General features: G+C 69.5%; 25 protein-coding genes and 1 riboswitch. Of the genes, 11 read left to right on the forward strand and 14 right to left on the reverse strand.

The annotated features are described in order from the left end of the window. Positions 1 to 68: 68 nt before the first annotated feature. A complete protein-coding gene (locus HH310_RS01645; RefSeq protein WP_169173551.1) occupies positions 69 to 1163 on the reverse strand; it encodes a LacI family DNA-binding transcriptional regulator in 1095 nt (364 codons plus the stop codon). Between the two features lie 158 nt (positions 1164 to 1321). Here HH310_RS01645 and HH310_RS01650 point away from each other — a divergent pair, with 158 nt between their 5' ends. Together HH310_RS01650 and HH310_RS01655 are read left to right on the forward strand one after the other, a co-directional pair. Further along, positions 1322 to 2578, forward strand: a complete 1257-nt coding sequence (locus HH310_RS01650) for an endo-1,4-beta-xylanase (protein WP_169173552.1) — start codon at positions 1322 to 1324, stop codon at positions 2576 to 2578. A 71-nt stretch (positions 2579 to 2649) separates the two neighbouring features. Beyond that, a complete protein-coding gene (locus tag HH310_RS01655) occupies positions 2650 to 3078 on the forward strand; it encodes a MarR family transcriptional regulator (RefSeq protein WP_312033749.1) in 429 nt (142 codons plus the stop codon). A 28-nt stretch (positions 3079 to 3106) separates the two neighbouring features. Here HH310_RS01655 and HH310_RS01660 read toward each other — a convergent pair whose 3' ends face one another. The 4 genes from HH310_RS01660 to HH310_RS01675 form a co-directional block, all read right to left on the reverse strand. Beyond that, positions 3107 to 4030, reverse strand: coding sequence for a zinc-binding alcohol dehydrogenase family protein (locus tag HH310_RS01660; protein WP_169173554.1), 924 nt, complete (start codon positions 4028 to 4030; stop codon positions 3107 to 3109). A gap of 69 nt (positions 4031 to 4099) precedes the next feature. Then, positions 4100 to 4729 carry a 5,6-dimethylbenzimidazole synthase gene (bluB, locus tag HH310_RS01665; protein WP_169173555.1) on the reverse strand — a complete coding sequence of 210 codons (630 nt, stop codon included), beginning with the start codon at positions 4727 to 4729 and terminating at the stop codon, positions 4100 to 4102. 35 nt (positions 4730 to 4764) lie between these two features. Next, a riboswitch (cobalamin riboswitch) is annotated at positions 4765 to 4955 on the reverse strand. A 43-nt stretch (positions 4956 to 4998) separates the two neighbouring features. Further along, positions 4999 to 5148, reverse strand: coding sequence for a M55 family metallopeptidase (locus HH310_RS01670; RefSeq protein ID WP_169173556.1), 150 nt, complete (start codon positions 5146 to 5148; stop codon positions 4999 to 5001). Positions 5149 to 5320: 172 nt separating this feature from the next. Beyond that, entirely contained in the window at positions 5321 to 6226 is a 906-nt protein-coding gene (locus HH310_RS01675; RefSeq protein WP_169173557.1) for an alpha/beta hydrolase, read from the reverse strand. A gap of 102 nt (positions 6227 to 6328) precedes the next feature. Between HH310_RS01675 and HH310_RS01680 the strand changes: the two genes are divergently transcribed. After that, entirely contained in the window at positions 6329 to 7372 is a 1044-nt protein-coding gene (locus tag HH310_RS01680) for a hydroxyneurosporene dehydrogenase (protein ID WP_169173558.1), read from the forward strand. 88 nt (positions 7373 to 7460) lie between these two features. Further along, a complete protein-coding gene (locus tag HH310_RS01685) occupies positions 7461 to 8501 on the forward strand; it encodes an aldo/keto reductase (RefSeq protein WP_169173559.1) in 1041 nt (346 codons plus the stop codon). Between the two features lie 10 nt (positions 8502 to 8511). On the opposite strand, the gene HH310_RS01690 is transcribed toward HH310_RS01685, so the two are convergent. Genes HH310_RS01690 through HH310_RS01700 form a run of 3 tightly spaced genes read right to left on the reverse strand, consistent with a single transcriptional unit; the run spans position 8512 to position 11940 of the window. Next, on the reverse strand, positions 8512 to 9735 hold the full coding sequence (locus HH310_RS01690) for a nucleotide disphospho-sugar-binding domain-containing protein (RefSeq protein ID WP_169173560.1): 1224 nt from the start codon (positions 9733 to 9735) through the stop codon (positions 8512 to 8514). Between the two features lie 2 nt (positions 9736 to 9737). Next, on the reverse strand, positions 9738 to 10658 hold the full coding sequence (locus HH310_RS01695) for an NADP-dependent oxidoreductase (RefSeq protein WP_169173561.1): 921 nt from the start codon (positions 10656 to 10658) through the stop codon (positions 9738 to 9740). Positions 10659 to 10683: 25 nt separating this feature from the next. Further along, positions 10684 to 11940, reverse strand: coding sequence for an MFS transporter (locus HH310_RS01700; protein WP_169173562.1), 1257 nt, complete (start codon positions 11938 to 11940; stop codon positions 10684 to 10686). A gap of 122 nt (positions 11941 to 12062) precedes the next feature. Between HH310_RS01700 and HH310_RS01705 the strand changes: the two genes are divergently transcribed. Both HH310_RS01705 and HH310_RS01710 read left to right on the forward strand, forming a co-directional pair. Beyond that, positions 12063 to 13046 carry a GlxA family transcriptional regulator gene (locus HH310_RS01705; protein WP_169173563.1) on the forward strand — a complete coding sequence of 328 codons (984 nt, stop codon included), beginning with the start codon at positions 12063 to 12065 and terminating at the stop codon, positions 13044 to 13046. Positions 13047 to 13164: 118 nt separating this feature from the next. After that, complete coding sequence (locus HH310_RS01710; protein ID WP_169173564.1) at positions 13165 to 14688, forward strand: APC family permease; 1524 nt, start codon at positions 13165 to 13167, stop codon at positions 14686 to 14688. Here the strand turns inward: HH310_RS01710 and HH310_RS01715 are convergent, their stop codons facing one another. After that, positions 14689 to 15489 carry an SAM-dependent methyltransferase gene (locus HH310_RS01715; RefSeq protein ID WP_169173565.1) on the reverse strand — a complete coding sequence of 267 codons (801 nt, stop codon included), beginning with the start codon at positions 15487 to 15489 and terminating at the stop codon, positions 14689 to 14691. A 207-nt stretch (positions 15490 to 15696) separates the two neighbouring features. On the opposite strand from HH310_RS01715, the gene HH310_RS01720 reads away from it, so the two are divergent. Next, positions 15697 to 17658, forward strand: a complete 1962-nt coding sequence (locus HH310_RS01720) for a S53 family peptidase (protein ID WP_312033750.1) — start codon at positions 15697 to 15699, stop codon at positions 17656 to 17658. A gap of 190 nt (positions 17659 to 17848) precedes the next feature. On the opposite strand, the gene HH310_RS44645 is transcribed toward HH310_RS01720, so the two are convergent. The 3 genes from HH310_RS44645 to HH310_RS01730 form a co-directional block, all read right to left on the reverse strand. Beyond that, positions 17849 to 17980: a hypothetical protein gene (locus HH310_RS44645; protein WP_282438363.1), complete on the reverse strand. Its 132-nt coding sequence runs from the start codon at positions 17978 to 17980 to the stop codon at positions 17849 to 17851. 599 nt (positions 17981 to 18579) lie between these two features. Continuing rightward, entirely contained in the window at positions 18580 to 19416 is an 837-nt protein-coding gene (locus HH310_RS01725; RefSeq protein WP_169173567.1) for a class I SAM-dependent methyltransferase, read from the reverse strand. A gap of 89 nt (positions 19417 to 19505) precedes the next feature. Continuing rightward, positions 19506 to 19733, reverse strand: coding sequence for a hypothetical protein (locus tag HH310_RS01730; protein ID WP_169173568.1), 228 nt, complete (start codon positions 19731 to 19733; stop codon positions 19506 to 19508). Positions 19734 to 19921: 188 nt separating this feature from the next. Here HH310_RS01730 and HH310_RS43470 point away from each other — a divergent pair, with 188 nt between their 5' ends. Then, the gene (locus tag HH310_RS43470; RefSeq protein WP_169173569.1) at positions 19922 to 20245 is read left to right on the forward strand and encodes a YciI family protein; all 324 of its coding nucleotides are present in this window, start codon (positions 19922 to 19924) and stop codon (positions 20243 to 20245) included. Next, positions 20242 to 21468 carry an RNA polymerase sigma factor gene (locus HH310_RS01740; protein WP_169173570.1) on the forward strand — a complete coding sequence of 409 codons (1227 nt, stop codon included), beginning with the start codon at positions 20242 to 20244 and terminating at the stop codon, positions 21466 to 21468. Before HH310_RS43470 ends, HH310_RS01740 begins: the two co-directional genes overlap by 4 nt. Here HH310_RS01740 and HH310_RS43475 read toward each other — a convergent pair. Both HH310_RS43475 and HH310_RS43480 read right to left on the reverse strand, forming a co-directional pair. Next, positions 21456 to 21749 (reverse strand): LysR substrate-binding domain-containing protein, encoded by a 294-nt coding sequence (locus tag HH310_RS43475; protein ID WP_312033752.1) that lies wholly within the window; start codon positions 21747 to 21749, stop codon positions 21456 to 21458. The two genes, HH310_RS01740 and HH310_RS43475, sit on opposite strands and share 13 nt — an antisense overlap. Before the next feature lie 50 nt (positions 21750 to 21799). Then, complete coding sequence (locus HH310_RS43480) at positions 21800 to 22021, reverse strand: LysR family transcriptional regulator (RefSeq protein WP_248293554.1); 222 nt, start codon at positions 22019 to 22021, stop codon at positions 21800 to 21802. A 75-nt stretch (positions 22022 to 22096) separates the two neighbouring features. On the opposite strand from HH310_RS43480, the gene HH310_RS01750 reads away from it, so the two are divergent. Together HH310_RS01750 and HH310_RS01755 are read left to right on the forward strand one after the other, a co-directional pair. After that, positions 22097 to 22720: a dihydrofolate reductase family protein gene (locus HH310_RS01750; RefSeq protein ID WP_169173571.1), complete on the forward strand. Its 624-nt coding sequence runs from the start codon at positions 22097 to 22099 to the stop codon at positions 22718 to 22720. Positions 22721 to 22776: 56 nt separating this feature from the next. Beyond that, positions 22777 to 24366, forward strand: coding sequence for a methyl-accepting chemotaxis protein (locus HH310_RS01755; protein WP_169173572.1), 1590 nt, complete (start codon positions 22777 to 22779; stop codon positions 24364 to 24366). The last annotated feature ends 129 nt before the right edge of the window (positions 24367 to 24495 follow it).

The raw sequence follows: 24495 nt of genomic DNA on the forward strand, positions 1-24495 counted from the left end.
GCTGGATCAGCCTTCTTGGCGATGTGCGACGAGACTAGGCCGTGCGAAACTTGCGCGTCAAGGTTTCTTTATTTCCCGGAAATTTTCGTACGGGCCGAGCGTCCGCGCTTAGCCTCGGCCGACGGCGGGAACACGAAGTCGGCCTGCCTGGTGCTGTTGCGCACGACCAGCGTCGTGTCGATGTCGATACGGCTGAACGCCAGGTCCGGCTCGTCGGCGAGGCGCAGCACCAGGTGCACGGCCTGCTCGGCCATCGCGACCAGCGGGACGTGGACGGTGGTCAGCGGCGGCACCGCCCACTGCGCGATCGACAGGTCGTCATACCCGACGACCGAAAGATCCGCGGGGATCGCCAGCCCGAGCGAGCGGGCCGCCTCGTAGACGCCCAGCGCGTACAGGTCGGAGGAAGCGAAAATGGCGGTGGGCCGCTCCGGCAGGGAGAGCAACGCGAGGCCCTCGGCCAGGCCGTCGGCGTGGTGGAACTCGCCGGACCGGACGAGCTCCGGGGCGACCGGGAGGCCGGACGCGTCCAGCGCGGCGCGGTAGCCGGACAGGCGCGCCGTCGAGGCCATCATGTCGCCGGGGCCGGTGATGATCCCGATGCGCCGGTGGCCCAGGTCGATCAGGTGACGGGTGGCCAGGTAGCCGCCGTTCCAGTCGGCCGAGCCGACGGACGGCACATCCGGTGCCGGCGCGCCCGCGGGGTCGATCGCGACGAGCGGGATGTCGCGCGACAGCAGCCGCTGCTTGACCTCGGCGGGCAGCACGCAGGCGACCAGGACGACCCCGACCGGCTGCCGGCGCAGCACGTCCTCGACCCACTCCTCGTAGGGCGTCTGGTCGGGAGTGGTGCCGGTGAGCACCATGCCGATCCGCCGCTGCCGCGCGGCCTGCTCGATGCTGGCCAGGACCTCGCCGGCGAACGGACTGTCGATTTCGTAGCAGACGACCTCGAGCAGTGGCGCGACCTGGCGTTTCGGCGGCCGCTGCGACTGCCGGTGATCCTGCAGCAGCGCCTCGATGCGCGCGCGTGTCTCGCTGGACACGCCGGCCCGTCCGTTCAGCACCTTCGAGACCGTCGAGATCGACACGTCCGCCAGGGACGCGACCTCCTGCAGGGTCGCGCGGGAACGGGTGCCTTCCGATGAGGGCTCGCTGGCCATGGCATCAGCCTATCTGTGAGTGGATGTCCGGCCGGTGCGGCGGTGCCGCGGCCTTGACCGGGCGGTTCCGGCGCACCTATGCTGCGCTTCCGAACGACACTTTCGCAATTTTCTGCGAAAACTTTCCAAGAGAGTGATCGTCACCACGGAGGCAATTCATGACTGACCCGTACGCCCACCGGCGCGGCCAGGTCACGGTCACCGTCCTCGGCCCCGACGGCGATCCGGTCGCCGGCCGGGTCGTGACCGTTGCCCAGAAACGGCACGCGTTCGCGTTCGGCAACATCGGCTTCGACTTCGTCCGGCCCGTCGGGGGCGCGGATCCGTCGGAGGCCGCCGAGGTCGAGGGCTTCGGCGGATCGTCCGGGATCGGGCTCGACGAGCTCGGTGAGCTGTGGCTCGGCCTGTTCAACACGGCGACGCTGCCGTTCTACTGGGGGCGCTACGAGCCGCGTCGTGGTGCGCCCGACGTCAAGCGGCTGACGGCGACGGCCCGCTGGTTCGCCGAGCGCGGGGTCACCGTGAAGGGCCACCCATTGGTCTGGCACACGGTGCAACCTTCGTGGCTGCTGGGCCTCGACGTCGACGAAGTGGAGACGCTGCTGCGCCGACGGATCCGCGATCTGGTCTCCGGGTTCGCGGGTCTGATCGACACGTGGGACGCGATCAACGAGGCCGTCATCATGCCGGTCTTCGAGAACGGGGAGAACGCGATCACCCCGTTGGCGCGGGCGCGCGGCCGGATCGCGATGGTGCGGCTCGCGTTCGAGGAGGCGCGTGCCGCGAACCCGTCGGCCACCCTGGTGCTCAACGACTTCGACCTCACCTCGGCGTACGAATGCCTGATCGAGGGGGTGCTCGAGGCCGGCGTCCAGATCGACGCGATCGGCCTGCAGACGCACATGCACCAGGGATATCGCGGCGAGGAGTACATGCGGAAGATGCTCGATCGGTTCGCTCGGTACGGGCTGCCGCTGCACCTGACCGAAAGCACGATCGTCTCCGGCCATCTGATGCCGCCCGAGATCCGCGACCTGAACGACTACCAGATTCCGTCGTGGCCGACCACGGAGGAAGGCGAGGCTCGGCAGGCGGACGAGATCGTGCGGCACTACCGGTCGCTGGTCGAGCATCCGGCGGTCCAGTCGATCAACTACTGGGGCATCACGGATGACGGCGCCTGGCTGGGCGCGCCGGTCGGGCTGATCAGGTCGGACGGTACGAAGAAGCCGTCGTACGACAGGCTGGCCGAGCTGATCAAGGGAGAGTGGTGGGTTCCGCCCACCGAGATGCGTACGGACGAGAACGGAAAGATGGTGGTGCATGGCTTCTACGGCGACTACACGGTCGAGGACGAGCCCTTCGCGGTGCGCCCGGGTGAGACGGAAGCGTCGGTGCGGCTGCGAGATCGATAGACACCCGCCTCGGACGTCACGTGGCGCGATAGTTTGTACTACGTACTTAATTGTGTGTAGGGTCGATGCTCGTGGAGAGATCGGACGTCGACGCCCGGCTGATCGACGCGCTCGCGCAGACTGCGTTCAGCGTCATGGCGGTGTTGAATCGGGTCGGCGCTGAGAATGACCTGTCGCTGACGCAGCTGCGGGTCATGGGCATCCTGCGGGACCGGCGGCTGCGGATGACCGCCCTCGCGGACTACCTCGGCCTGGAGAAGTCGACCATGACGGGGCTGGTCGATCGGGCCGAGAAACGCGGGCTGCTGGGCCGGGCGCCGAGCGAGACGGACGGCCGTGCGGTGGACGTGTTCCTCACGCCTGCGGGTGAGGAGCTTGTCGGGCCGGTCTACCGGCGTGTCGTCGAGCTGCTGGCGCCCATGGTCGAGACGCTGCGACCGGCCGAGCGCCGCCAGCTCCAGGCGCATTTGGAAACCATGCTGGGCCCGCCGCTGCCGTAGCGTTCTTCCAGGAGGCCGGCGGCGGGGCTCACGGCACGAACACGATGCGGTCCGCTGTGCCGGCCGTCGCGGGCCAGGCCTCCGCCACCTGCGCCAGCGGCACGGCTCGGGCGCGCACGTCGAACGCCCCCTCGGCGACCGCCGCGGCCATCTTCGGCAGCTCCTTGAGGAAATCGCGGCCGGGGACCGAGCCGATGCCGCTGCCGACGATCTGGAAGCGGGCCGAGCGCAGCGCCGCCGACGGGACCGCGGCCGTGGGGCCCGCGACCGAGCCGATCTGGATCCAGGTCAACTGCTTGCCCCGGTCGGCGCGGGCGGTCAGCACGTCGGTCATCGCGCGGGCGGCCGGCTCGCCCCAGACGTAGTCGAGCACCACGTCCACGTCGGCCGCCTTCGCCAGTTCGTCGAACGTGCACGTGCTGTCCGCGGCCAACCGGGCCAAACGCGCGCTGTCACGGCCGGCCGCGATCACCTGGCCGGCGCCGAACCGCCGGGCGACCTGCACCGCCATCCGGCCGGCGTTGCCGGTCGCGCCCAGGATCAGCACCCGCTGCCGGCGGGCGAAGTCGATGCGCCGGCGCAGCGCCATCCACGACGACATCACCGGGTTCATCGCGGCCGCCACCTGCACCGGGTCGATCCCGGCGGGCAGCACCACGCTGCGGTCCGCCTCGATCACGGTGCGCTCGGCCATCGCGCCGAGGGTGGTGTCGTCGAGGACGGTGTAGCGGATCCGGCCCTTCGGGTCGCGGACCACGGCGTCGATGCCGGGCACCAGGGGTAACTCGTCGGTGCTGGTGTAGTGCGACCCGTCCGCCTGCGACCGGACGCGCGGGTGCAGCGCGGTGGCCAGGACGTCCACGACCATCTCGTCCCGGCCGCGGGCGACGGGCTCCGGATGCTCCTGGTAGCGGGGCGGGGTGTCGAACGAGGTGACGACGGCGGCGTACATGCAAGCCTCCCGAAGCGAAATAGGTTGGTACTACGAACCACTTCAGAATGGTTCGTAGTACCAACTATGTCAAGCCCCCAGCCAACGTCCTTGATGTACCGCTTCCTGCCAGGGGCGACGTTGCCGCCAGCCGTGCCGTTCCAGGTCGGGCCGCGACTCGAGGTGCGTGACCGGACCGAGGCAGAGCCAGGCCACCGGCCGCACGTGCGAGGGGATACCGAGCAGCTCCCGCACGAACGGCTCGCGGTAGAACGACACCCATCCGACACCGAGTTGCTCGGCGGTCGCGGCCAGCCACAGGTTCTGGATCGCGAGGCACACCGAATAGAGACCGGCGTCGGCGATCGCGTGCCGCCCCAGCACCGCCGGACTCCCCCGGTCCGGGTCATAGGTCACCACAACCGACAAGCTGGATTCCCGTACGCCATCGATTTTTATCCGGCTGAACCGCTCAGCGTCCGGCCCCTCGAGAGTGGCGGCGAAGACGTCTCGCTCGCCGCGTACATGCTGGTAGAACGTATCGCGCACACCGTCGTCCTCGATCAGGATGAAGTCCCACGGCTGGGACAGTCCGACGCTGGGCGCGGCGTGGGCGGCGGCCAGCACCCGCTCCAGGACGTCGGCCGCAATGGGCGCGCCGGTGAATTGGCCGCGCACGTCCCGGCGGCGATGGATCACGTCGTACAGCTGGTTGATCATGGGCAGGCTCCCGCTGCGCTCGCGCCCCTCCGGAAAGGGGCGACCAGACGCGAGGCCGGTCTTCGGACTCCCGGATCGTTGCCCGACCGTCCGCCTTCCCAGCCTTACGGCCAGTGGCGTGCCTGGACGGCGGCTCCCCGGTCACCGCGGCGGGCCCGTGCCGGATTCACACCGGCTTCCCGATTCTCCCCGCCATCGGCGGGGCACCTCGCTGACAGTTCGTGCCGCCGACAGCGTACCGCCTCACCTTTCCAGCGCGATTCCCCGCGTCAGCAGGACGCTGGTCTGATGCGCCGCCACCAGCGCGTGGCGAGGAGCAGCTCGCGCCCGGCCGCGGCGTCCGGCCCGTCGCCGACGCACTGCTGCCAGTCGACGATGCCCGCCGTACCCTCCATGTCGGTGGACAGATAAATCTTCACCGCGGGAACTTAGCAGCTACAACGGTCCCCCAACAGAGACGCACTCCAATAGGTTCAGGCTTGCCGCGGTTAGTCAATGGCTTCGTGAATCGGAACACGAGTCGCTATACCGGCCTCGAACGCGCATTAGTCTGGCGGCCGGAATTCGGGCGAGGAATTGCCGGGGCCCCGATCAGAAGAGGGCCTGACGGATCCGGTCCGCGATCCAGGCACGCCCCCGAACCCCATCCTCCAGCACCCCGGCAAAGGAGACAAAGGCATGAATCTGCCCGTCGAACCGGCGCAGCTCGACCGGCACTCCGGCATCACCGAGCCTTCCCGCGTACGCCTCGGCCTCGTCCCGCACCGGGTCGAGCTCGGCGGTGAGAATCGTCGCCGGCGGCAGTCCCGACAGATCGGCCGCGCGCGCCGGCGAGAGGCGCGGGTCCCGTACGTCCGCGGTGCCGGCGTAGTCGCGGACGATGTGCGCGATGTCCTCGGTGGAATGGAAATACCCGCTCTCGCCGAACGCGCGGTAGCTTTCCGTGGCGCCCACCCCGGCAAGGTCGAGCACCGGGTAGATCAGGACCTGGTGCACGATGCCCGTGCCCCGTAGCGACTGGCACGCCGCCGCCAGCAAGTTCGCGCCGCTGCTCTCGCCGCAGACCGCTACCCGCGCCGGATCCACCGCCAAGCCGGCCCCGTCCTGCAGCAGCCGCCGGAGCACGCCCACGCAGTCGTCGAGCCCGGCCGGAAAAGGATGCTCGGGCGCCAGCCGGAAATCGATCGCGACAACCACCGCACCGGAGCGGGCGGCCAGGTCACGTGCCATTCGGTCGTGTGTGTCGAGATTGCCGATCGACCAGCCGCCGCCGTGCGCGAACGCCACCACCGGCAGACCCGGCGAAACGCTCGGCCGGTAAACGCGAACCGGCACCGTATCGACCAGCACGTCGTCGACCGCGGCGAGTTCGGTCACGTCACCGGTCAAGCTCACCGCACGCGTCGCCGCTTGACGACGCGCCTCGATCGGCGTGCTGGCCAACGGTGGCGCGCCGGCGAGCATCGTCAACAGTTCGGCCGCTTGCGAATTCAGCATCAGAAACCTTTCCCGTCATCCGTCGCCACTTGCGACGAGTCGCAGCTAAAGACGATCGGGGCGGGTCGCGGTTCAACGTCTCGGAAAGGGGACCTTCGTTCTATGCCGGCCGAGCTGAGCAATGACTTCGCGCGTTTCGACCTGGACCCGCACGCCGTACGGGAATGGGAGGACGGTGCCCGGATGAGCGACGATTCCGGGGCGTACGAGTGCTGGTATTTCGACGCGCACCTGGCCGACGGTGCGAAGGTCGTGGTGGTGTTCATGGCACTGGCGCCGCAACTGTGGGTCAATCTGGAACTCGCCGACGGGACGCGTTCCGGTACGGCGGTCACCTTTCCGGCGGCGGCGTGGTCGGCGGCGCGCGGGCGTACGGACGTACGGCTGGGTCCTCATCGTTTTGCCGGCAAAGACCTGCGGGAGTATCGGATCCAGGCGACCGCCGGGCGGGTGAGCGTTGATTTCACGCTGACCGCGAACGTGCCCGCGTGGCGTCCGGAAACCGGGCACGTGCTCTTCGGCGAGAAACGTGACCTCGAGTTCAATTGGCTGGCCGCGGTGCCGCGCGGAACGGTGCGCGGGCACTACGTCATCGACGGCGCACGGCACGAGACCACCGGCACCGGCTATCACGACCATCATTGGGGCAACGTCAGCCTGAAAAGGGTCGTCAACGACTGGTATCGCGCCCGGGGACAGGCCGGGCCGTACGCGGTCGTCGCCTCGGTCATCACCAGCACCGAAAAGCATGGCCGCACCGAGCTTCCGCTTCTCATGCTGGCGTTCCAGGGGCGGATCATCGGCGGCGGCACGGCGAAGATGACCTTCGAGCGCCGCTATGTGTTCACCGACTCGAAGACCGGCAAGCCGGTGGCCAACATCCTCCGATACACCTTTGTAGACGGAGAAACCCGTTATGTCGTGATGTTCGAACGAGAGCGCGACCTGACCCGCACCTGGCTGGCCAAGGAGCTGCCCTGGCCGAGACGCGCCGCGTCCCGCCTGACCGGCTTCGACGGCGCCTACCTCCGCTTCGCCGGCGTCCTGACGGTCGAGCACTACGAGTCCGGCCGCCTGATCGACAAGTACACCGGCGACGCGGGATGGGATCTGACGTATCTCGGCCACGCTCCGCAGGGCTTCTGACAGGAACGGTGCTGATCCGCGGCCGGTCACTGACGGTGATCCCGGACGCAGCCATGAATCGCGGGCACTCCCCCGCGTACTAGCTGTCATGAAATATCGCTTGCTCGGGCGCACCGGTGTCTGGGTCTCGGAGCTGTCCCTCGGAACCATGACCTTCGGCGGGCGGGGACACCCCGTCTACGGGGCGATGGGCGCGCTCGGCCCCGACGAGGCGGACCGGTTTGTCGGGGCCGCGCTCGACGCCGGTGTCAACCTTATCGACACGGCCGACGCGTACGCGAACGGCGAGAGCGAGGAACTGCTCGGCCGGGTGATCCGGCAGCGCCGCGCGGACGTCCTGATCGCCAGCAAGGTGATCGCGCCGCTCGGGCCCGGAGTCAACGACCACGGACTGACCCGGCTGCACATCATGCGCGCACTCGAGGAAAGCCTGCGCCGGCTGCGCACCGACTACCTCGACGTGTACTACGTCCACAACTGGGACCCGCTGACGCCGCTGGAGGAAACCCTGGGCGTCCTGGACGACGTCGTACGCCAGGGCAAGGTCCGCTACCTCGGCGCCGCCAACCTCGCCGCCTGGCAGATCAGCAAGGGGCTGGGCCTGTCGGCGCTGCACGACCGGGCCAGGTTCGTGGTCGGCCAGACGGCCTATTCGCTGGTCACCCGCGACGCCGAGCACGAGCTCATCCCGATGGGCGTGGACGCCGGCCTCGGGCTGACCGTCACCAAACCGCTCGCCGACGGCCTGCTCACCGGCAAGTTCAGCAACGGCCCGGTGCCCGACTCCCGCCGCGGCCGGATCGGCTCGACACTCCAGCTCCGCGTCGACGAGCAGAAGGCCGTCCGGGTGGTCGACGTGCTGCGGACCGTCGCCGAGCGGCACGCCACCACCTCGGCCCGGGTCGCGATCGCCTGGCTGCTCGCCCAGCCCGCCGTCACCAGCGTCACCCTCGGCGCCCGCACCCCGGATCAGCTCACCGAGAACCTCACCGCCGGCCAGCTCACCCTCACCGCCCAGGACCTGGCCGAACTGGACGAGGCCAGCCGGCCCGCACCGCCGTACACCAGCTACATGCAGTCGAATTTCGCCCCGATCCGGACGCCGGCCGCCCATCAGCTCGACTCGTGACATGAGCCGCTCAGCGCAGTAGTCCTTCGATCAGGTCGGCGCCGCGCGGGGCGCCGCCGCTCCGGGCGAACCCGGCGGCGACCCGGCGCGCGCCCTCGGTCATCGCCATCGTCCGCCGGACCTTCTCCCGGAGCCGGTGCGGGGTGAGATCGCCGGGCCGCAGCCGGGTGCCGCAGCCCGCCACCTCGACGCGCCGGGCCACCTCGAACTGGTCGCGGCCCTGCGGCGCCACGCACACCGGGACGCCGCGCAGGAGAGCCTTCTGGGTGGTGCCCATGCCGCCGTGGGTGATGGCGCACGCCGCGCGGTCCAGCACCATGCCGTGCGGCGCGAACTCGAGGACGGTGGCGTTCGCCGGCACGGTGATTCCGGCGGGCACACCGCCCGGAAACGTGGCCACGACGTGGACCGGCTCGCCTGCCAGCGCGGTGAGTGCGGCGAGCGCCACGTCGGTGTCGCCCTGGAACTCCGAGGACGTCGACACCAGCACGATCGGCCGGTCGACGGCGGCCAGCCAGCCGGGCACCCGCTCGGGCGCCGGGTCGAACGACAGCGGGCCGATGAGCTGGATCGAGTCGTCCCAGTCCGGATGCGCGTACTCGAACGGTTCGGCGGTGGTGACGAGCTTCAGCGGTGGCCGCAGCACGTAGTCGTCGGCCGAGCTCAGCGGCGGTACGCCGACCCGCGCGCGCACCCGGTTCAGCGGAGTGAGCATCGCGTCGTTGAAGACCCGGCTCAGCTTCGGCCGCATCCGCGCGTCCCGGATCCGGCCCAGCAGTCCCGGCAACGGTTTGAGTCCCGGCCCGTACGGCGGTGCCGCCGTCGACCGCAGGTACGGCAGATAGGCCCAGAACGACAGCCACGGCAACCCACTGGCCTCCGCCGCCGCCGCCGCGCCCCAGCAGTTCGCGTCGATGATGAGCACGTCCGCGGCGACCTCGTCGATCGCCGTGCGCAGATCGTCCACCTCGATCTCGGCCCGCCGCCCGAAGGTGGCGAACGCCCGCCGCAGAGCGTCTTCGGGCCCGGTCGCGTCGGCGTCGTCCAACGGCATCGCCTCGATGCGCGGATCGACAGCCTCGACCGCAAACCCCCATTCCCGGCCCAGCCGTACGCCCGTGCGAAGCGTCCGCAGCGCGATCCGGTGCCCGCGCTCGCGCAGTTCGGTCAGTAGCACGCTGGTGGGAAACAGGTGACCCATAGCGGGGGTCTGGTATGCCAGCACCGTTGCCATGCTCAGTCCTTCGTGACCCGGATGATCGTCCGCCCGGTGATGCGGGGGTGACGCGCGAAACCGGCGTCGGCCTCGGCGAGCGGGAGCACGCGGCCGACGAGAGGCCGCAGCCGCCCGGTGCGCATGCGCTCGGCCAGGTCGGCGAGGCGGGCCCGGTCGGGCTCGACGACGAAGAAGATGGCCCGCCCGTCGCGGGGCTGGACCGCCGGCGGCCCGGCGACGGTGACGACCGTGCCGCCCGGGCGGACCAGTTCGGTCGATTTCGCCAGGATGTCGCCGCCGATGACGTCGAGGACCAGGTCGACCTCGCCGATGCCGTCCAGGTCGTCGGCGGCCAGATCCACGAAGGCGTGCACGCCGAGGCCGCGGGCGGTGTCCCGGTCGGCGGCCCGGCCGGTGCCGATCACGTACGCCCCGGCCTGGCGCGCGAGCTGCACGGCGATCGAGCCGACCCCGCCGGCGGCGCCGTGGATCAGCACGCTCTGCCCGGCCGTGAGCCGGCCGTGTTCGAAAAGGCCCTGCCACGCGGTCAGCCCGGAGACGGGCAGGGCCGCGGCGAACGTGTGGCCGACGTCGGCGGGCAGCGGTGCGAGGTTGCGGGCCTCGACCGCCGTGTATTCGGCCAGCGACCCGTCCCGGGTCCAGTCGGTCAGTCCGAACACGCGCTGGCCGACAGTGAGTCCGGTGGTTCCGTAGCCGAGCTCGATGACGACACCGGACAACTCGTGACCGGGAATGCTGGGGGTGCGGTCGCGGCCGGCGCGGTCGGTCCAGGTGGTGGACCACTCGAGCTCACCGCGGGTGAACCCGGCGGCGTGGACCTGCACGATGACGTCGTTCAGATCGGCGCGGGGGTGCGGCATCTCGGTGCGGGTGAGTCCGACGATTCCGGCGTCCCGGTCGCGCACGGTGATGGCATGCAAGGGTGGTTCCTTCCCGGCCGGCGGGTCAGCCGGCGGTCGGTGCGGGCGCCCCGACGCGCAGGGCGGTGCGCCGCCGGGCGTGCATGCGGGCGGCGTGAGTCGCGGCGGTCACCGCCAGCACGACGACGAACGCGATGTACACGTAGCCGGTGGTCGCCAGTCCCCAGGACGGCGCGACCACGCCGGCGCCGAGCGCGGGCAGGCTCATCGCCGCGTAGCTGATCACGTACGCCGCGGAGAACACCTCCGAGCGCGACTTCGCCGTGGTGGCCGCGCTGATGCTGCGCAGCGTCCCGTTGAACGTCAGGCCCACGGCCACTCCGGAGACCACCGTTCCGGCGATGAAGACGGCCGGGGAGGCGTACAGGAGGGAAAGGGCCAAGCCGATCGCACCCAGGGTGAGCAGACTCGCGCCCAGCAGGATCGCGATCCGCGGCGCGTGCCGGATCGCCCAGAGACCGCCCGCGCTGTTCGCGATGAACAGCAGCGCGATGGTGAGCCCGCCCGCGGCGCCGAACCGCACGTGCAGGACGTTGCCCACCAGCGACGGGGTGAGGGCGAGGAACAGCCCGGCGACCGACCAGCCCGCGACGATGGCCGGGATCGAGGCGACGAACTCCGAGCGGGTCTCGCGCGGGATCCGGATCTTGGGCCGCACCGAGGCCAGGCCGCCGGCCCGCCGCGCGCTGGTCTCCGGGATGGTCAGGACCAGGGCCGCGAGGACCACGAACGCCGCGGTCAGAACGGGGAAGACGTACGCGTCGGGATGGCTGGTCACCTGCACGATGAGCCCGACCACGCCGGCGCCGAGCGCCAGGCCGAAGCTGGTGGCGACGGCGGTCATGGCCGGGCCCAGATGCGGTCGTTCCCGCGGGGCGAACTCGACCAGGCCGGCCGCGAGCGCACCGGTCGCCATCCCGGTGGCGATGCCCTGCACCACCCGCGCGATCAGCAGCGACGTCACGCCGCCGGCGGTCCAGAAGATCGTGGTGCTGCCCGCCGCCACCAGCAGCGAGACGATCAGCAGCGGGCGCCGGCCCAGGTGGTCGCTCAACGAGCCGACGGTCAGCAGGGCGCCGAGCAGGCCGGCGACGTAGACCGCGAAGATCACCGTCAACATCGTGACCGAGAAGCCCCAGCGTTGCAGATACAGCGGGTAGATCGGCGACGGTGCGCTGGCGGCCGCCATCATCAGCACGTTGGCGACCACGAGCAGAGCGAAGGAGGAGCCTCGGCCCAACCGGCGGCGGGTCGGCGGCGTCTCCATGGTGATCTGTGACATGACCTCTGCGTCTTCCGGGATCGGGGCGATGGTTCCATGCTGGCGATCGGGAGGCCTCCGCGACCGCCTTGGTCCGGCCACGAACTCCTCGGATCCGGACTACGGTGTGCTACCAATGGGCTGTGGCTCAGAGTTCCGGTAAGGGGCAGGAGGAAACCCGCGTCGCGATCCTGGTGTACGACGGCGTCACGCTGCTGGACGTCGCCGGGCCCGCCGAGGTCTTCCAGGAGGCGAACCGGTTCGGCGCCCACTACAAGATCGTGCTGGTGTCGCCGACCGGTGGCGACGTCGTGTCGAACCTCGGCGTCAAGATCGCCGTCGACGGCTCGGTCACGGACACGCCGCCGGCCGACACGTTCCTGGTGGCCGGCTCGGACCTCTTCCCGCGCAACCCGGTCCCGTGGGATCTGGCGGACGCCACCCGGGTGCCGGTCGCGGCCGCCCGGCGGGTCGCGTCGATCTGCACGGGGGCCTTCGTGCTCGGCGCCGCCGGACTGCTCGACGGCAAGCGCGCGACGACCCACTGGAAGGTCACCCACGTGCTGGCGGCCCGGTGCCCGACGGTTCAGGTCGACAAGGACGCGATCTACGTGAAGGACGGCAGCACGTACACCTCGGCCGGGGTCACCGCCGGCATCGACCTGGCGCTGGCGCTGGTCGAGGAGGACCTGGGTGCCGACGTGGCCCGCGACGTGGCCCGGCACCTGGTCGTGTACATGCAGCGTGCGGGTGGTCAGTCCCAGTTCTCGGCGCCGCTGCAGGGCCCGCCGCCCCGCTCGCCGGCGTTGCGGACGATCACCGACCTGGTGACCGCGAACCCCGGCGGCAACTACTCGCTCGGCGAGCTGGCGAAGCACCTGAACGTCAGCACCCGGCACCTCACCCGGATCTTCCATGACGAGCTGTCCACCGCACCCGCCCGGTATGTGGAGAGCATCCGGTTCGAGATGGCTCGCGCGCTGCTCGACCAGGGCCACACCGCCACGCAGGCGGCGGTCCGGGCCGGATTCCCCAACTACGAGAGTATGCGGCGGGTGTTCGCGAAGAAGCTGTCGATGAGCCCGTCGGCCTACCAGCGCCGCTTCGGTACGACCCGCCGCGCCTAGCTATTCCGCGAAGTAACCCAGTTCACGAATGGTGAACTTGCTACCCGTGCGTGCGTTTGCCTGATACGGCACCAGTAGCGAACCCCCCGCGCGAATGGAAGTGCGAATCGTGGACAGCATGGCCCTTCGTTCCCTGCCCGGGGACGGTGACGGCGCCCCCGAATCCGCGGATCGGGAAATTCCGAACGGGGATCCGCGACTGGCCCACGGGGTGCTTTCCACGCTCGATGTCATCGCCGTCTCGGTGACCCTCATCGCACCCGGCATGACGATGCTGCTGAACCTTCCCGGGATCGCGGCGGTGGCCGGCGGTTCCACTCCGCTGGCCTTTCTCATCGGCGGTGCCGCCTGTCTGGCGCTCGCTTTCGTCGTCGTCGGATTCACCCGGCGCATGGCGACGGCCGGTTACGCCTATACCTACGTGAGCCGCACGCTGGGCAAGTCGGCGGGCTTCGTGGCGGGCTGGCTCTACGGATTCTGCATGCTCTGCGCGATACCGATGGCGATGGCGGCCGCGGCCTTCCTGCTCACCGATCTGCTGCATCTTTCGACGCATTGGTGGTTCCCGCTCTTCGTGGCCGGAATGGCGTTATTGGTGGCACTGTCGGTCGCCCGCATCCGGATAGCGACCCGCCTTCTGCTGGTCGTCGGGACCGCCGTCGTGATCATCATTCTCATCGTGAATATCGCGGTGACGGCAAAAGGCGGCGCACACGGGAACACGCTGCAGCCGTTCACGTTCGCGCACACCAACCGCGGCGGGTTCTCCGGCGTCTTCTACGGGATCATCCTGGCCGTCTCGTCGTTCCTCGGATTCGAGACCGCCGCCGATTTCGGCGAGGAGACGTCGATGCCGCGCCGCTCGGTCCCCACCGCGGTGATCGTGTCCGTGCTGTTCGCGATCGTCCTGTACCTGTGGACCGCGTACACGCTCACGATCGGCTTCGGGGTGTCGGCGGGCACCGTCTTCGGCGCCGACCCGTTCGCGTTGAAGACGATCGCGGACGAATATCTGGGCCACGGCTTCGGCACGCTCGTCGAGGTCGGCGGCGTGCTGTCGGCGTTCTTCCTCTGCGTGGGATGCATGACCGCGGGCACCCGGACGCTGCACGCCATGAGCCGCGAGGGGGCGCTGCCCGCCTGGCTGGGGCGGATCAACTCGCGGTCCAGGACGCCGGCCAACGCGTCGGTGTCGCTGGCCGCGGTGGCCACCGTTCTCGCCGCCGCCGTCGGGTTCGGCCTCGGGTCGGACAACCTCGGCGGGCAGCCCACCACCGTCTACTACTTCTTCGCGACGCTCGGCACGCTCTGCATCGTGATGGTCTTCATCGGCCTCTGCGTGGGCAGCGTGATCTTCTTCCGCCGGACCCGCCCGCGCTACAACCTGTTCCTGCACGCGGTCATCCCGGTGATCGGTGTCGCCATCTTCTGTGCCGCCCTCTACGGATCGGTCTATCCGTCGCCGGTCTATCCGATCAACCTGACGCCCTACCTCGCGCACATCTGGCTGATGATCGGCATCATCGTGGTGGCCGTGCTGCGGAACCGGCGGCCCGGCACGGTGCGGCGGATCGGGTCCATCGTCGGCGAGGAAGGCCCCGATCTGCCGCGTGAGCGGGTGCCGTGGTGGCTGACCCGCTGATCAGGGCTTCTTACCGACGGCTCCGATGATCGCGACGTCCTTGCGGTCCGGCAGCGGCCCGTCGGTGTCGGGCCGCCACTCGGTCACCGGCACCAGGCCCGGTTCCTCCAGCTCGAGCCCGTCGAACACCGCACCGAACTCGTCCGAGCCGCGCAGCCACGCATCCGAGCGCCCGGCCGCGCGTAGCTCCTCGTGGGCCTTACGGTACTCCGGCGGCGAGAACTCCAGCGTGCCGTGGGTCGCCGAAAGATAGCTCCCGGACGGCATCGCGTCGAGCAGCTCACGGACGAGTGGCCGGGCGGCACCCGTACCGGGAATGAAATGCAGGACGGCCACCAGCAGCACGGCGATCGGCCGGCCGAAATCGAGCGTCTCGGCCGCCTCCCGCAGAATGTCGCCGGGGTTACGGAGATCGGCTTCTAAATAGGCCGTACGCCCTTGCGGCGTGCTGTCGAGCAACGCCCGCGCGTGCGTCATCACCAGCGGGTCGTTGTCGACATACACCACCCGGGACTCGGGCGCGACGCGTTGCGCCACCTCGTGCGTGTTGTCGGCGGTGGGTAAGCCGGTGCCGATGTCGAGGAACTGCCGGATCCCCCGCTCGGCGGCCAGGAACCGCACGGTGCGCTGCAGGAACGCGCGGTTGGCGCGGACCCCGATGCGGACGCCGGGAAAGCGCCGCGCGAACTCGTCGCCCGATTCGCGGTCGGCGGCGAAGTTGTCCTTGCCGCCCAGCCAGTAGTTGTACCGCCGGGCCGGATGCGGCACCGACGTGTCGATCCCCCGCTTCGCATCATCCATATCGGACACGCTACCGCTTTCGGAGATGGTTTTCTAAATATCGATGTAATGAACACCACCCCCTAATAGGCGAATATGTCAATGGCTGCGGTATGGATGAGATCAATATTTCAAGATCTTGACCACGGTGTGTCGGCGCGAGTTCTCTGACCGTGCCCCCGTTTATCCCTCGTACCATTTTGGAGATGCCGCATGGGTGGTTTCACCGTGCACAGGCGCGTCGCCATCGGTGCCATAGCCGGAGCCGCGGCCCTCGTGGTCACGGCAGCGGCAGCACCGGCGTCGGCCGCGCCGACCCCCTCGCCCGGCCGGCACGCGATCGCGAACAGCGCGCCGAAGTGGTTGTCCCAGGCCAAAAGCCTCGGAGCCACGCCGAGCAACGACCGCATCACGTTCGGGTTACTTCTGAACATGCGCAACAGTGACGACGCCGTCGCCACGCTACAGCGAGTCTCCGATCCGGACAGCCGCGACTACGGTAAGTGGTTGTCCGACGGCGAGTTCCGCAGCCGGTTCGGCCCCAAGGCGTCCGACGTCGCCGAGGTCCAGAACTGGCTCAAGGCCAACGGGTTCCGGGTCGAGAAGACCCTACCCAGCGGCATGTACGTCGAGGCGAGCGGCACGACCGCACAAATCGACAAGGTCTTCGGCACCACCGTCAACGAATACTCCTACCAGAGCAAGACGGTGCACGCGAACGCCGGCGCGCTGTCCTTCCCGGGCGGCACCACCGACTCGGTCGTCGCTTCGGTCGCCGGTGTGCTCGGCATCGACCAGGGCGCCCAGTTGCACCGCCCGGCCGACGTGGAACCGGGTCCCGCGACCGGGTTCCGGCCGGGTCAGCCGTGTTCTGCCTACTTCGGCCAGAACGCGGCGAAGGACCAACCCGCTTTCCAGGGCAAGACCCAGTCGTACGACGTGTGCGGTTACGGGCCGCAGCAACTCCAGACGGCGTACGGGGAAAGCTCTTTGCTCCGTAGTGGGGTGGACGGCCGGGGCGTGACGGTGGCCATCACCGACGCCTACGCCTCGCCGACCATGGCCGCGGACGCGCAGCAGTACAACCGGGTGCACCACCAGCCGGCCTTCCGCCCGGGTCAGTACCGCGAGGTCAAGCCCGCCGCGAACGGCTACGACCAGCTCGACCAGTGCGACCCGCAGGGCTGGTACGGCGAGGAGAGCCTGGACGTCGAGGCCGTGCACGCGATGGCGCCGGGGGCGAACATCGTCTACGTCGGCGCGACCGACTGCAACGCGGGCCTGGACACCGCCTGGGCCGAGACCATCGACTACCACCGCGCCGATGTCGTGTCGAACTCGTGGGGCAACGACAACGACGACATCAACGTGATCGGCGCGGACACCGTCAAGTTCTACAGCCAGTTCTCGCTGGAGGCGGCGCTGACCGGCATCACCGTCAACTTCTCCAGCGGCGACGCCGGGGACCAGACGGCCGGCGGCACCGACCTGGCGGGCAAGACGGTGGACTTCCCGGCCGACCTGCCGTACGTGACCGGCGTGGGCGGCACCAGCATCGGCATCGGCAAGAACGGCGAGCGCCAGTTCGAGTACGGCTGGCAGGGCGCCTACTCCGCGCTGGACGGCAAGGGCGGCTGGGCCGACCCGGTCTACGCCTCCGGCGGTGGCGGCGGCACCAGCTTCATCTTCCCGCAGCCCTTCTACCAGAAGGGCAAGGTCGCGGCCGCGGACTCGAAGTACTTCGGCGGCCAGGCCATGCGCACGGTCCCGGACATCGCGATGGTCGGCGACCCGAACACCGGCTTCCAGGTCGGGCAGACCCAGGTCTTCCCCGAGGGCACGCACTGGGACCAGTACCGGATCGGCGGCACCAGCCTGTCCTCGCCGTTGCTGGCCGGCGTCATCGCCGTCGCGTCCCAGAACGCGCACCACAAGCTGGGCTTCGTGAACCCGTTCTACTACAAGTTGCTGTCGTCGTCCGCGCTGGACGACATCAAGGCGCCGGCCAAGCCGGTGACGCAGGTGCGCACCGACTTCATCAACACGTTCGACGCGAGCGGTGGGCTGCAGTTCCGGCTGGAGACCATCGACACGCAGGCCTCGACGATCCACTCCCGTAAGGGGTACGACACCGAGACCGGCACCGGTACGCCGAACGGCGCGCCGTTCTTCAAGGCACTGAAGCACTGATCGCCGCGGCGCCGGCCGGCTGCCTGCCGGCCGGCGCCGCTCTGCCGGCGGATGGTCTCCCTTCGGCGCGAGCCGCCATCGCGGTAGCTTCCGCACCCCTCGCGCCCCAGCGCGACCGGCATGTCGAGCACCACGATGAACGACGCCAGGGAACTCAGGCCGAGCACGCATCGCTGTGCGGGCGTCGCGTTCACCGGTTCGCCAGTTCCAGGCGTACGGGCAAGGTCTTTGCCGGCGCCAAAGCGGCCGCGACGATGCCGGCCAGCGCAACCGCCGCGGCGACGATCTCGGCCGCGTGCTCACGACTCTGCGCCGCAATCACATGGCACCTTCCACAGCACCGCCCAGCCGGGCCCGCGCATTTTCGCCGTTGGTAGGTCACGCGGTCGGCGCAGTTGGTGGGTCACGCGGTCGGGACAGTTGCTGGGGACGTCGTGCGCTGCCGCCTGCCTCGCCCGCATATCCGATATTTCCGAGGAAAGTGTGATCGGCCGGGCCAGTGGTTCAGCGGGTGGCGGGTGGCGGGTGGCGGGTGGCGGGTGGCGGGTGGCGCTTCCATTATGTGGGACGCGCGGCCAGGTGCTGAGACTGGTGACCGCTTGCTGGACTCCGCGTCCGCAGTATGGGATCCGCATCCATTGTGGAGCACAATTTTGTCGGATAATGCCGTATTAGTCCAGCGAGTTTTCCAGGCCGGATGTGAACCTTGGAGAGTTATGGCTCGTATGTGGGCGCAACTCTCCAAGGTTCACAAAAATCCACGATGTGGCCGTGTCATCCACATAATGGGACGACCGGCCGTGTGCAGGTCGGGGCGTGTGCAGGTCGAGCCGTTGGCAGGTCGGCCCGCGAGTAGGCCCGCTGCGGCCGACCCTCGCCGGCGTTTCGTCTCTGGCTGGACCGCGGGGAGGGCGAAACATTTCACGATCGGGCGGGTTTGCGGGCCCGCCCGTAGACGATGTTCGTCTGCACCTGACGGACCCCCGCCTCGCGCAGCGCCGCCACGTTGGCATCCCTGACCCGGGCTTCCGCCGCCGGGCCGAGTTGCTCGACCGTCGCGCGGTAGCCCATCCCGCGCACGATGGTCCACCAGTCCTCGGGGTCGGGCAGCGGATGCGTGCCCGGCTCGGCCTCGACCACCGGGGCGGTCGCGCCGCCGTCGCGGTAGAGCCGGGCGAGGGCGTCGGCGGTCGTGACGCGGGTCCACGGGTGGAAGCCCTTCACCAGGTCCGGGCGTTCGGCGCCGACCGTGGTCCAGAAGTCGGTGGTGGCCGGTTCGAGCCAGCCCGGTCCCCAGACCGTGAGGGCGAGCACGCCGCCGGGCCGGAGCAGGCGCCAGAGCTCGGCCACCGCGGCGGCCATGTCCGGCACGAAGAAGACCCCGAAGACGCAGACCACGGCGTCGAACGACTCGGCGGGCAGGCCGGTGCGCTCGATGTCGCCCAACCGGAACTCCGCGTTGGTCAGGCCCTGCGCCCGCGCCTTGGCCCGGGCCAGCTCGAGCGGCGGCTCGGCCAGGTCGAAGCCCAGTACCTGGCCGGTGGCGCCGACCTCCTGAGCGGCGGGCAACGCCGAGGCGCCGGTGCCGCAGCAGCCGTCGAAGACGTGGTCGCCCTGGTGCAGGCCGAGCCGGGCGACGGTCTCCCGGCCGAACCTGTCCCAGAACGACAACGCCGGATCGTCGAAGTGGTCCGCGGTGGCCGCGAACGTCGACGTCGACATCGATTTGATACCCGAATTGTTGTCCGTGAAATTCATTTCGCTCACCCACCAATATCAAATGCAAAATGGCAAGCGAAATGCTACGGCGATTTACGTGAGTGAGCTATTCGAATTGTTGAGGTGAGCTATTCCGCCGGCTCTTCCTCGCTGACCGGGGACGAGGTGAGCAGCTCCACCTCCCAGTGCTCGACCAGGCCCTCGCCCTCCTCCTCGGCCTCCAGATAGCTGCGCACCCGTACGCCCAGGCCCAGTTGATTAGCGGCCCGCAGGTGTTCGGTCACCTCGTCGATGCTGGTCAGGTAGTGCGTGGCGATGAGATCGGTCGGCAGGGTGGTCTCGTCAAGATCGGTCACCAGCACAGCGTAGGAGGCGACGTGGACCCGAGCCAGAGCACGGCCGAGTGGTTCCGGTCGCCGCCGGCCGTTCGCACCGGCGTACCGGGAAATCTGGAAAGGTGTGTCGGATCCGGGGCGGGACGTTCGTAGCAGAGGTGACGGGCCGCTCACGAGGAGCGCCCGCGACCGCAGGGAGATGATCCGCGATGCAGTACCTGATTTCCGTGATCAACGAGTCGTCCGACCTCGCGACCGAGGACGAGCAGGCCGCGATCGACGTGTTCAACGAACGGGTCATCGCCGAGGGCAACTGGGTCTTCGCCGGCGGGCTCGCGGGGCCCGGCTCGGCCACCGTCGTCGACAACCGGGGTGCGAATGCCCTGGTCACCGACGGGCCGTTCGTGGAGACGAAGGAATATATCGTCGGCTTCTGGGTCTTCGAGGCCCCCGACCTGGACGCCGCCCTCAAGCTCGCCGCCGACGGGTCGAAGGCGTGCAACCGCAAGGTCGAGGTGCGTCCGTTCCTGTGATCGACGTCCGGACCGCGATCACCCAGGCGCATCAGGGCGAGTGGGCCCGGGTGGTCGCGAGCTTGACCAGGCGTTTCGGTGACCTCGACATCGCCGAGGAGGCGGCCGCCGAGGCGTTCGCGACCGCCGTCGAGCGCTGGCCCGCCGACGGCGTCCCGCCGAACCCGGGCGCCTGGCTGACCACCACGGCGAACCGCAAGGCCATCGACCGGATCCGGCGCGAGAGCAAGCGCGACGACAAGCAGAAGGAGGCGCGGATGTGGCTGGACGACGATCCGCCGCCGTCTCCCGGCGTCATCGACGACGAGCGGCTCCGGCTGATCTTCACCTGCTGTCACCCCGCGCTGGCGATGGAGTCCCGGGTCGCGCTCACTCTCCGTATGCTCGGCGGTCTGACCGTGCCCGAGATCGCCCGCGCCTTCCTGGTGCAGGAGGCCGCGATGGGCCAGCGGATCACCCGCGCCAAATCCAAGATCAAGGCGGCTCGCATCCCCTATCGGGTGCCGTCGGCCGAGGATCTCCCGGTACGCCTCGACGGCGTCCTCGCCGTGCTCTTCCTCGTGTTCAACGAGGGCTACCTGGCGACCGGCCCGGACACCCAGCCGGTACGCGTCGACCTGACCACCGAAGCGATCCGGCTGACCCGGCTGATCCGGACGCTGATGCCGCGCGACGGTGAGGTGGCCGGGCTGCTGGCGCTGATGCTGCTCATCGAGGCCCGCCGCACCGCCCGGATGTCGGCGACCGGCGAACTGGTCACCCTCGACGAGCAGGACCGCGGCTCCTGGGACGCGGCGCTGATCACCGAGGGTCACCGGCTGGTGCGTGAGCGCCTGGCGTCCGGCGTGCCCCCGGGCCGCTATCAGATCCTCGCCGCGATCAACGCCGTGCACACCTCGGCCCCCGACGCCCGGGACACCGACTGGTCGCAGGTGGTCGCGCTTTACGACCAGCTCGTACGCCTCGACGCCTCGCCGATCGTCGCGCTGAACCGGGCCGTCGCGGTCGCCGAGCTGGACGGCCCGGCGGTGGCGCTGGCGGCGGTGGACCGGCTCGAGGACCGGTTGGGTGTCTATCGCGAATACCACGCGACGCGGGCCGACCTGCTGCGCCGGCTGGGCCGCAGCTCGTTGTCGCGCGCGGCCTACGACCACGCCATCGAGCTCCCGGGCAACGCCGCCCAGACCGCCTACCTGGTACGCCGCCGCGATCAGCTCGGATAGGTCAGGATCTCGATCAGCGCGGTGGTCGCGGGCGGGTCCGGCGGCTCACCGTAGGTGGCGGCGTAGATCTGGCGGGCGTTGCCGTCCAGCCGGGTGGCGTGCACGCCGGGCTCCCGGTGCGCCCGCAAGGCCAGCCCGTTGACGATGGCGACACCCATCCCGGCGGCCACCAGCGACTGGGTGATGACGGTGTCGTCGCAGGAGTACGCGATGCCGGGCGCGAACCCGGCCTGCGCGCAGGCGGCGATCGTGGCGGCCCGGCAGCGTTCGCAGCCGCCCACCCAGGCCGAGTCGCGGTGGTCCTCGAGACGCTGATCGGGACGGTCGCTGATCAGGTAGAGTCGGCCGCCCGTTGCGCCAGCAGCTCGCCCTCGGGGGTGAGCCGGATGCCGCGGCCCACCCGCTGGACGAGCCTGGCTCCGGTGGCCGCCTCCAGCCGCCCGAGATGGTGACTGACCGACGGCTGGGAGTAGCGCAGTTCCCTCGCGGCCTCGGTCACCGAGCCGTGGCGGGCGACCGCCTCCAGCACCTTGAGCTGCGTCAGGTTCAGCATGGATCAAGTTTATCTATGAGATGTGGGCGGATTTGGCATTGGACGTCATCACTTGGGGCTGCGAGCATCGAGGCCATGTCACTCGTTCGCGTACAGAACTTCTCCATCTCGCTCGACGGCTTCGGCACCGGCGAAGGGCAGAGCCGCGATCTGCATTTCGGTCACGCCGGCGACCGGTTGCATGAATGGATGTTCGCCACCCGGTATTGGGATTCCGGCGGCAGCGGCGGCATCGACGACTCGTTCGCGCGGCAATTCGAGTCCGGGATCGGCGCCGAGATCATGGGGGCCGGGAAATTCGGTCACCCGGGATGGCACGAGGACCCGGATTGGAAAGGCGCGTGGGGTCCTAATCCGCCGTTCCACACGCCGGTTTTTGTGCTCACCCACCACCCGCGGCCGTCGATCGAGATGGACGGCGGGACGACGTTCCACTTCCTCGACGCGCCGCCGGCCGAGGCGCTGAAGACGGTCCTGGGGGTGGTCGGCGACCGGGACATCCGGCTCGGCGGCGGCCCTACCGTGATCCGGGAGTTCCTGGCGGCCGGACTCGTCGACCATCTGCATGTCGTGGTGGTCCCGATCGTGCTGGGCCGGGGCGTACGGCTGTGGGAGGGGTTGGAAGGTGTCGAGAAGGACTACCGGGTCGAGGCGACCTCCTCGCCCAGCGGGGTCACCCACCTGACGTTCACCCGGTGACCCGCGAAGATCGGTAAACGCCGTCCCGTCCACGATCCGGCTCGTACGGTGAGGTGGTGACCGGTTTCCTGGGCGATCTGAGCGTCCGGATCAAGATCCTTGCCGCGATCGGTGTCGCCGCTGTCGTGGCGCTCGTCGTCGGCCTGGTTACCCTCTTCGCGCTGAACAAGGCCGCCAACTCCGCGCAGTCGATCTACAACAACAACGTCGTCAACGTGGCCCAGGTCGGGCAGATTCGCGCGGCCGTCACGCAGGCCCGGCTCGATCTGGCCACGGCGGCGATCGCTCCCGACGAGGCGACCAGCGACAAATACAACAAGGCGTACGCGGCCGATCTGCAAGCCGTCAACGAGGCCATCGCCAGCTATCGCGATGGCACGTACGCCGGCGACCCGGCGGTGCTGACCGCGCTGGACAAGGACTGGCAGGCCTACGAGCAGGTCGTCCAGGAGCGCCAAGCCGCCTCGGCCACCGCCAACGACTACACCGGCTGGACCAGGATCAACGAGTCGGAGATCGCCCCGGTCACCGCCAGACTCACCGACGAGATCGAGGCACTGAGTGCGGCCGAGTCGGCGGACGCCGCCCGCAACGCCACCGCGGCCAAGGCGAGTTCCTCGTCGTCGCGGATGCTGTCGGTCGCGCTGCTCAGCGTCGGCTTGGTGCTGGCCCTCGTCCTGGGCACGGTGGTGGCCACCGCGATCGTGCGGTCACTCACCCGGGTGAAGGCGGTGTGCGACGCGCTCGCCGACGGTGACCTCACCCGGACCAGCGGTCTCGCGTCCCGGGATGAACCGGGTCGGATGGGTCAAGCGCTCGACGCCGCCGTGACCCGGCTGCGGCAGACGGTCGCCACCATCCACGACTCCGCCTCCTCGCTGGCGGGCGCCACCGAGGAGATGACCGGCGTTTCCGCCCAGATGGCCACGTCCGCCGATCAGGCCACGGCCCAGGCGCAGAGTGTGTCGGCCGCCGCGGACCAGATTTCCGGCAGCGTCGGCACCGTCTCGGCCGGCAGCGAGCAGATGGGCGCCTCGATCCGGGAGATCTCGCAGAACGCCACCGAGGCCGCGCAGGTGGCCGGCGAGGCGGTACAGCTGGCGTCCAGCACCTCGCAGACCATGGGCAAGCTGGGCGAGTCGTCGGCGGAAATCGGCAACGTCATCAAGGTGATCACCGCGATCGCGGAGCAGACGAACCTGCTGGCGCTCAACGCCACCATCGAAGCGGCCCGCGCCGGCGAACTCGGCAAAGGCTTCGCGGTGGTGGCCTCCGAGGTGAAAGACCTGGCGCAGGAGACGGCCCGCGCCACCGAGGACATCTCGCGCCGAGTGGAGACCATCCAGTCGGACACCACCGGGGCGATCACCGCGATCGAGGAGATCTCGCGGGTCATCGCGCGGATCAGCGACTTCCAGACCACGATCGCGTCCGCCGTGGAAGAACAGACCGCCACCACCGCCGAGATGAATCGCAGCGTCGCGGAAGCAGCCGGAGGCACGTCCAGCATCGCGCAGACCATCACCACGGTCGCCGACGCCGCCCGGGTCACCAGCGACGGTGCCATCCGGTCCGAGCAGGTCACCGGCAAACTGGCCAGACTGTCCACCGAGCTCAGCGGCCTGGTGACGACGTTCCGTTACTGAGACCTGCCTCTTCCCCAGGCGGACACGTCCAGCGCCGGGTAGCGCAGCGCCACGCCCGCGAGCGTCCGCCGACATGACAGACCGCATCAACGTTGACGACGTCTTGATTCGCGCCGGCAACGTTGATGC

The sequence above is a fragment of the Actinoplanes sp. TBRC 11911 genome (assembly GCF_012933445.1).
Taxonomy (GTDB): Bacteria; Actinomycetota; Actinomycetes; order Mycobacteriales; family Micromonosporaceae; genus Actinoplanes.

Coding starts and splice junctions, on each gene's coding strand:
- HH310_RS01645 (WP_169173551.1), bottom strand. CDS start 1,163: ATGGCCAGCGAGCCCTCATCGGAAGGCACCCGTTCCCGCGCGACCCTG.
- HH310_RS01650 (WP_169173552.1), top strand. CDS start 1,322: ATGACTGACCCGTACGCCCACCGGCGCGGCCAGGTCACGGTCACCGTC.
- HH310_RS01660 (WP_169173554.1), bottom strand. CDS start 4,030: ATGTACGCCGCCGTCGTCACCTCGTTCGACACCCCGCCCCGCTACCAG.
- bluB (WP_169173555.1), bottom strand. CDS start 4,729: ATGATCAACCAGCTGTACGACGTGATCCATCGCCGCCGGGACGTGCGC.
- HH310_RS01675 (WP_169173557.1), bottom strand. CDS start 6,226: ATGCTGAATTCGCAAGCGGCCGAACTGTTGACGATGCTCGCCGGCGCG.
- HH310_RS01680 (WP_169173558.1), top strand. CDS start 6,329: ATGCCGGCCGAGCTGAGCAATGACTTCGCGCGTTTCGACCTGGACCCG.
- HH310_RS01685 (WP_169173559.1), top strand. CDS start 7,461: ATGAAATATCGCTTGCTCGGGCGCACCGGTGTCTGGGTCTCGGAGCTG.
- HH310_RS01690 (WP_169173560.1), bottom strand. CDS start 9,735: ATGGCAACGGTGCTGGCATACCAGACCCCCGCTATGGGTCACCTGTTT.
- HH310_RS01700 (WP_169173562.1), bottom strand. CDS start 11,940: ATGTCACAGATCACCATGGAGACGCCGCCGACCCGCCGCCGGTTGGGC.
- HH310_RS01710 (WP_169173564.1), top strand. CDS start 13,165: ATGGCCCTTCGTTCCCTGCCCGGGGACGGTGACGGCGCCCCCGAATCC.
- HH310_RS01715 (WP_169173565.1), bottom strand. CDS start 15,489: ATGGATGATGCGAAGCGGGGGATCGACACGTCGGTGCCGCATCCGGCC.
- HH310_RS01725 (WP_169173567.1), bottom strand. CDS start 19,416: ATGAATTTCACGGACAACAATTCGGGTATCAAATCGATGTCGACGTCG.
- HH310_RS43470 (WP_169173569.1), top strand. CDS start 19,922: ATGCAGTACCTGATTTCCGTGATCAACGAGTCGTCCGACCTCGCGACC.
- HH310_RS43480 (WP_248293554.1), bottom strand. CDS start 22,021: ATGCTGAACCTGACGCAGCTCAAGGTGCTGGAGGCGGTCGCCCGCCAC.
- HH310_RS01750 (WP_169173571.1), top strand. CDS start 22,097: ATGTCACTCGTTCGCGTACAGAACTTCTCCATCTCGCTCGACGGCTTC.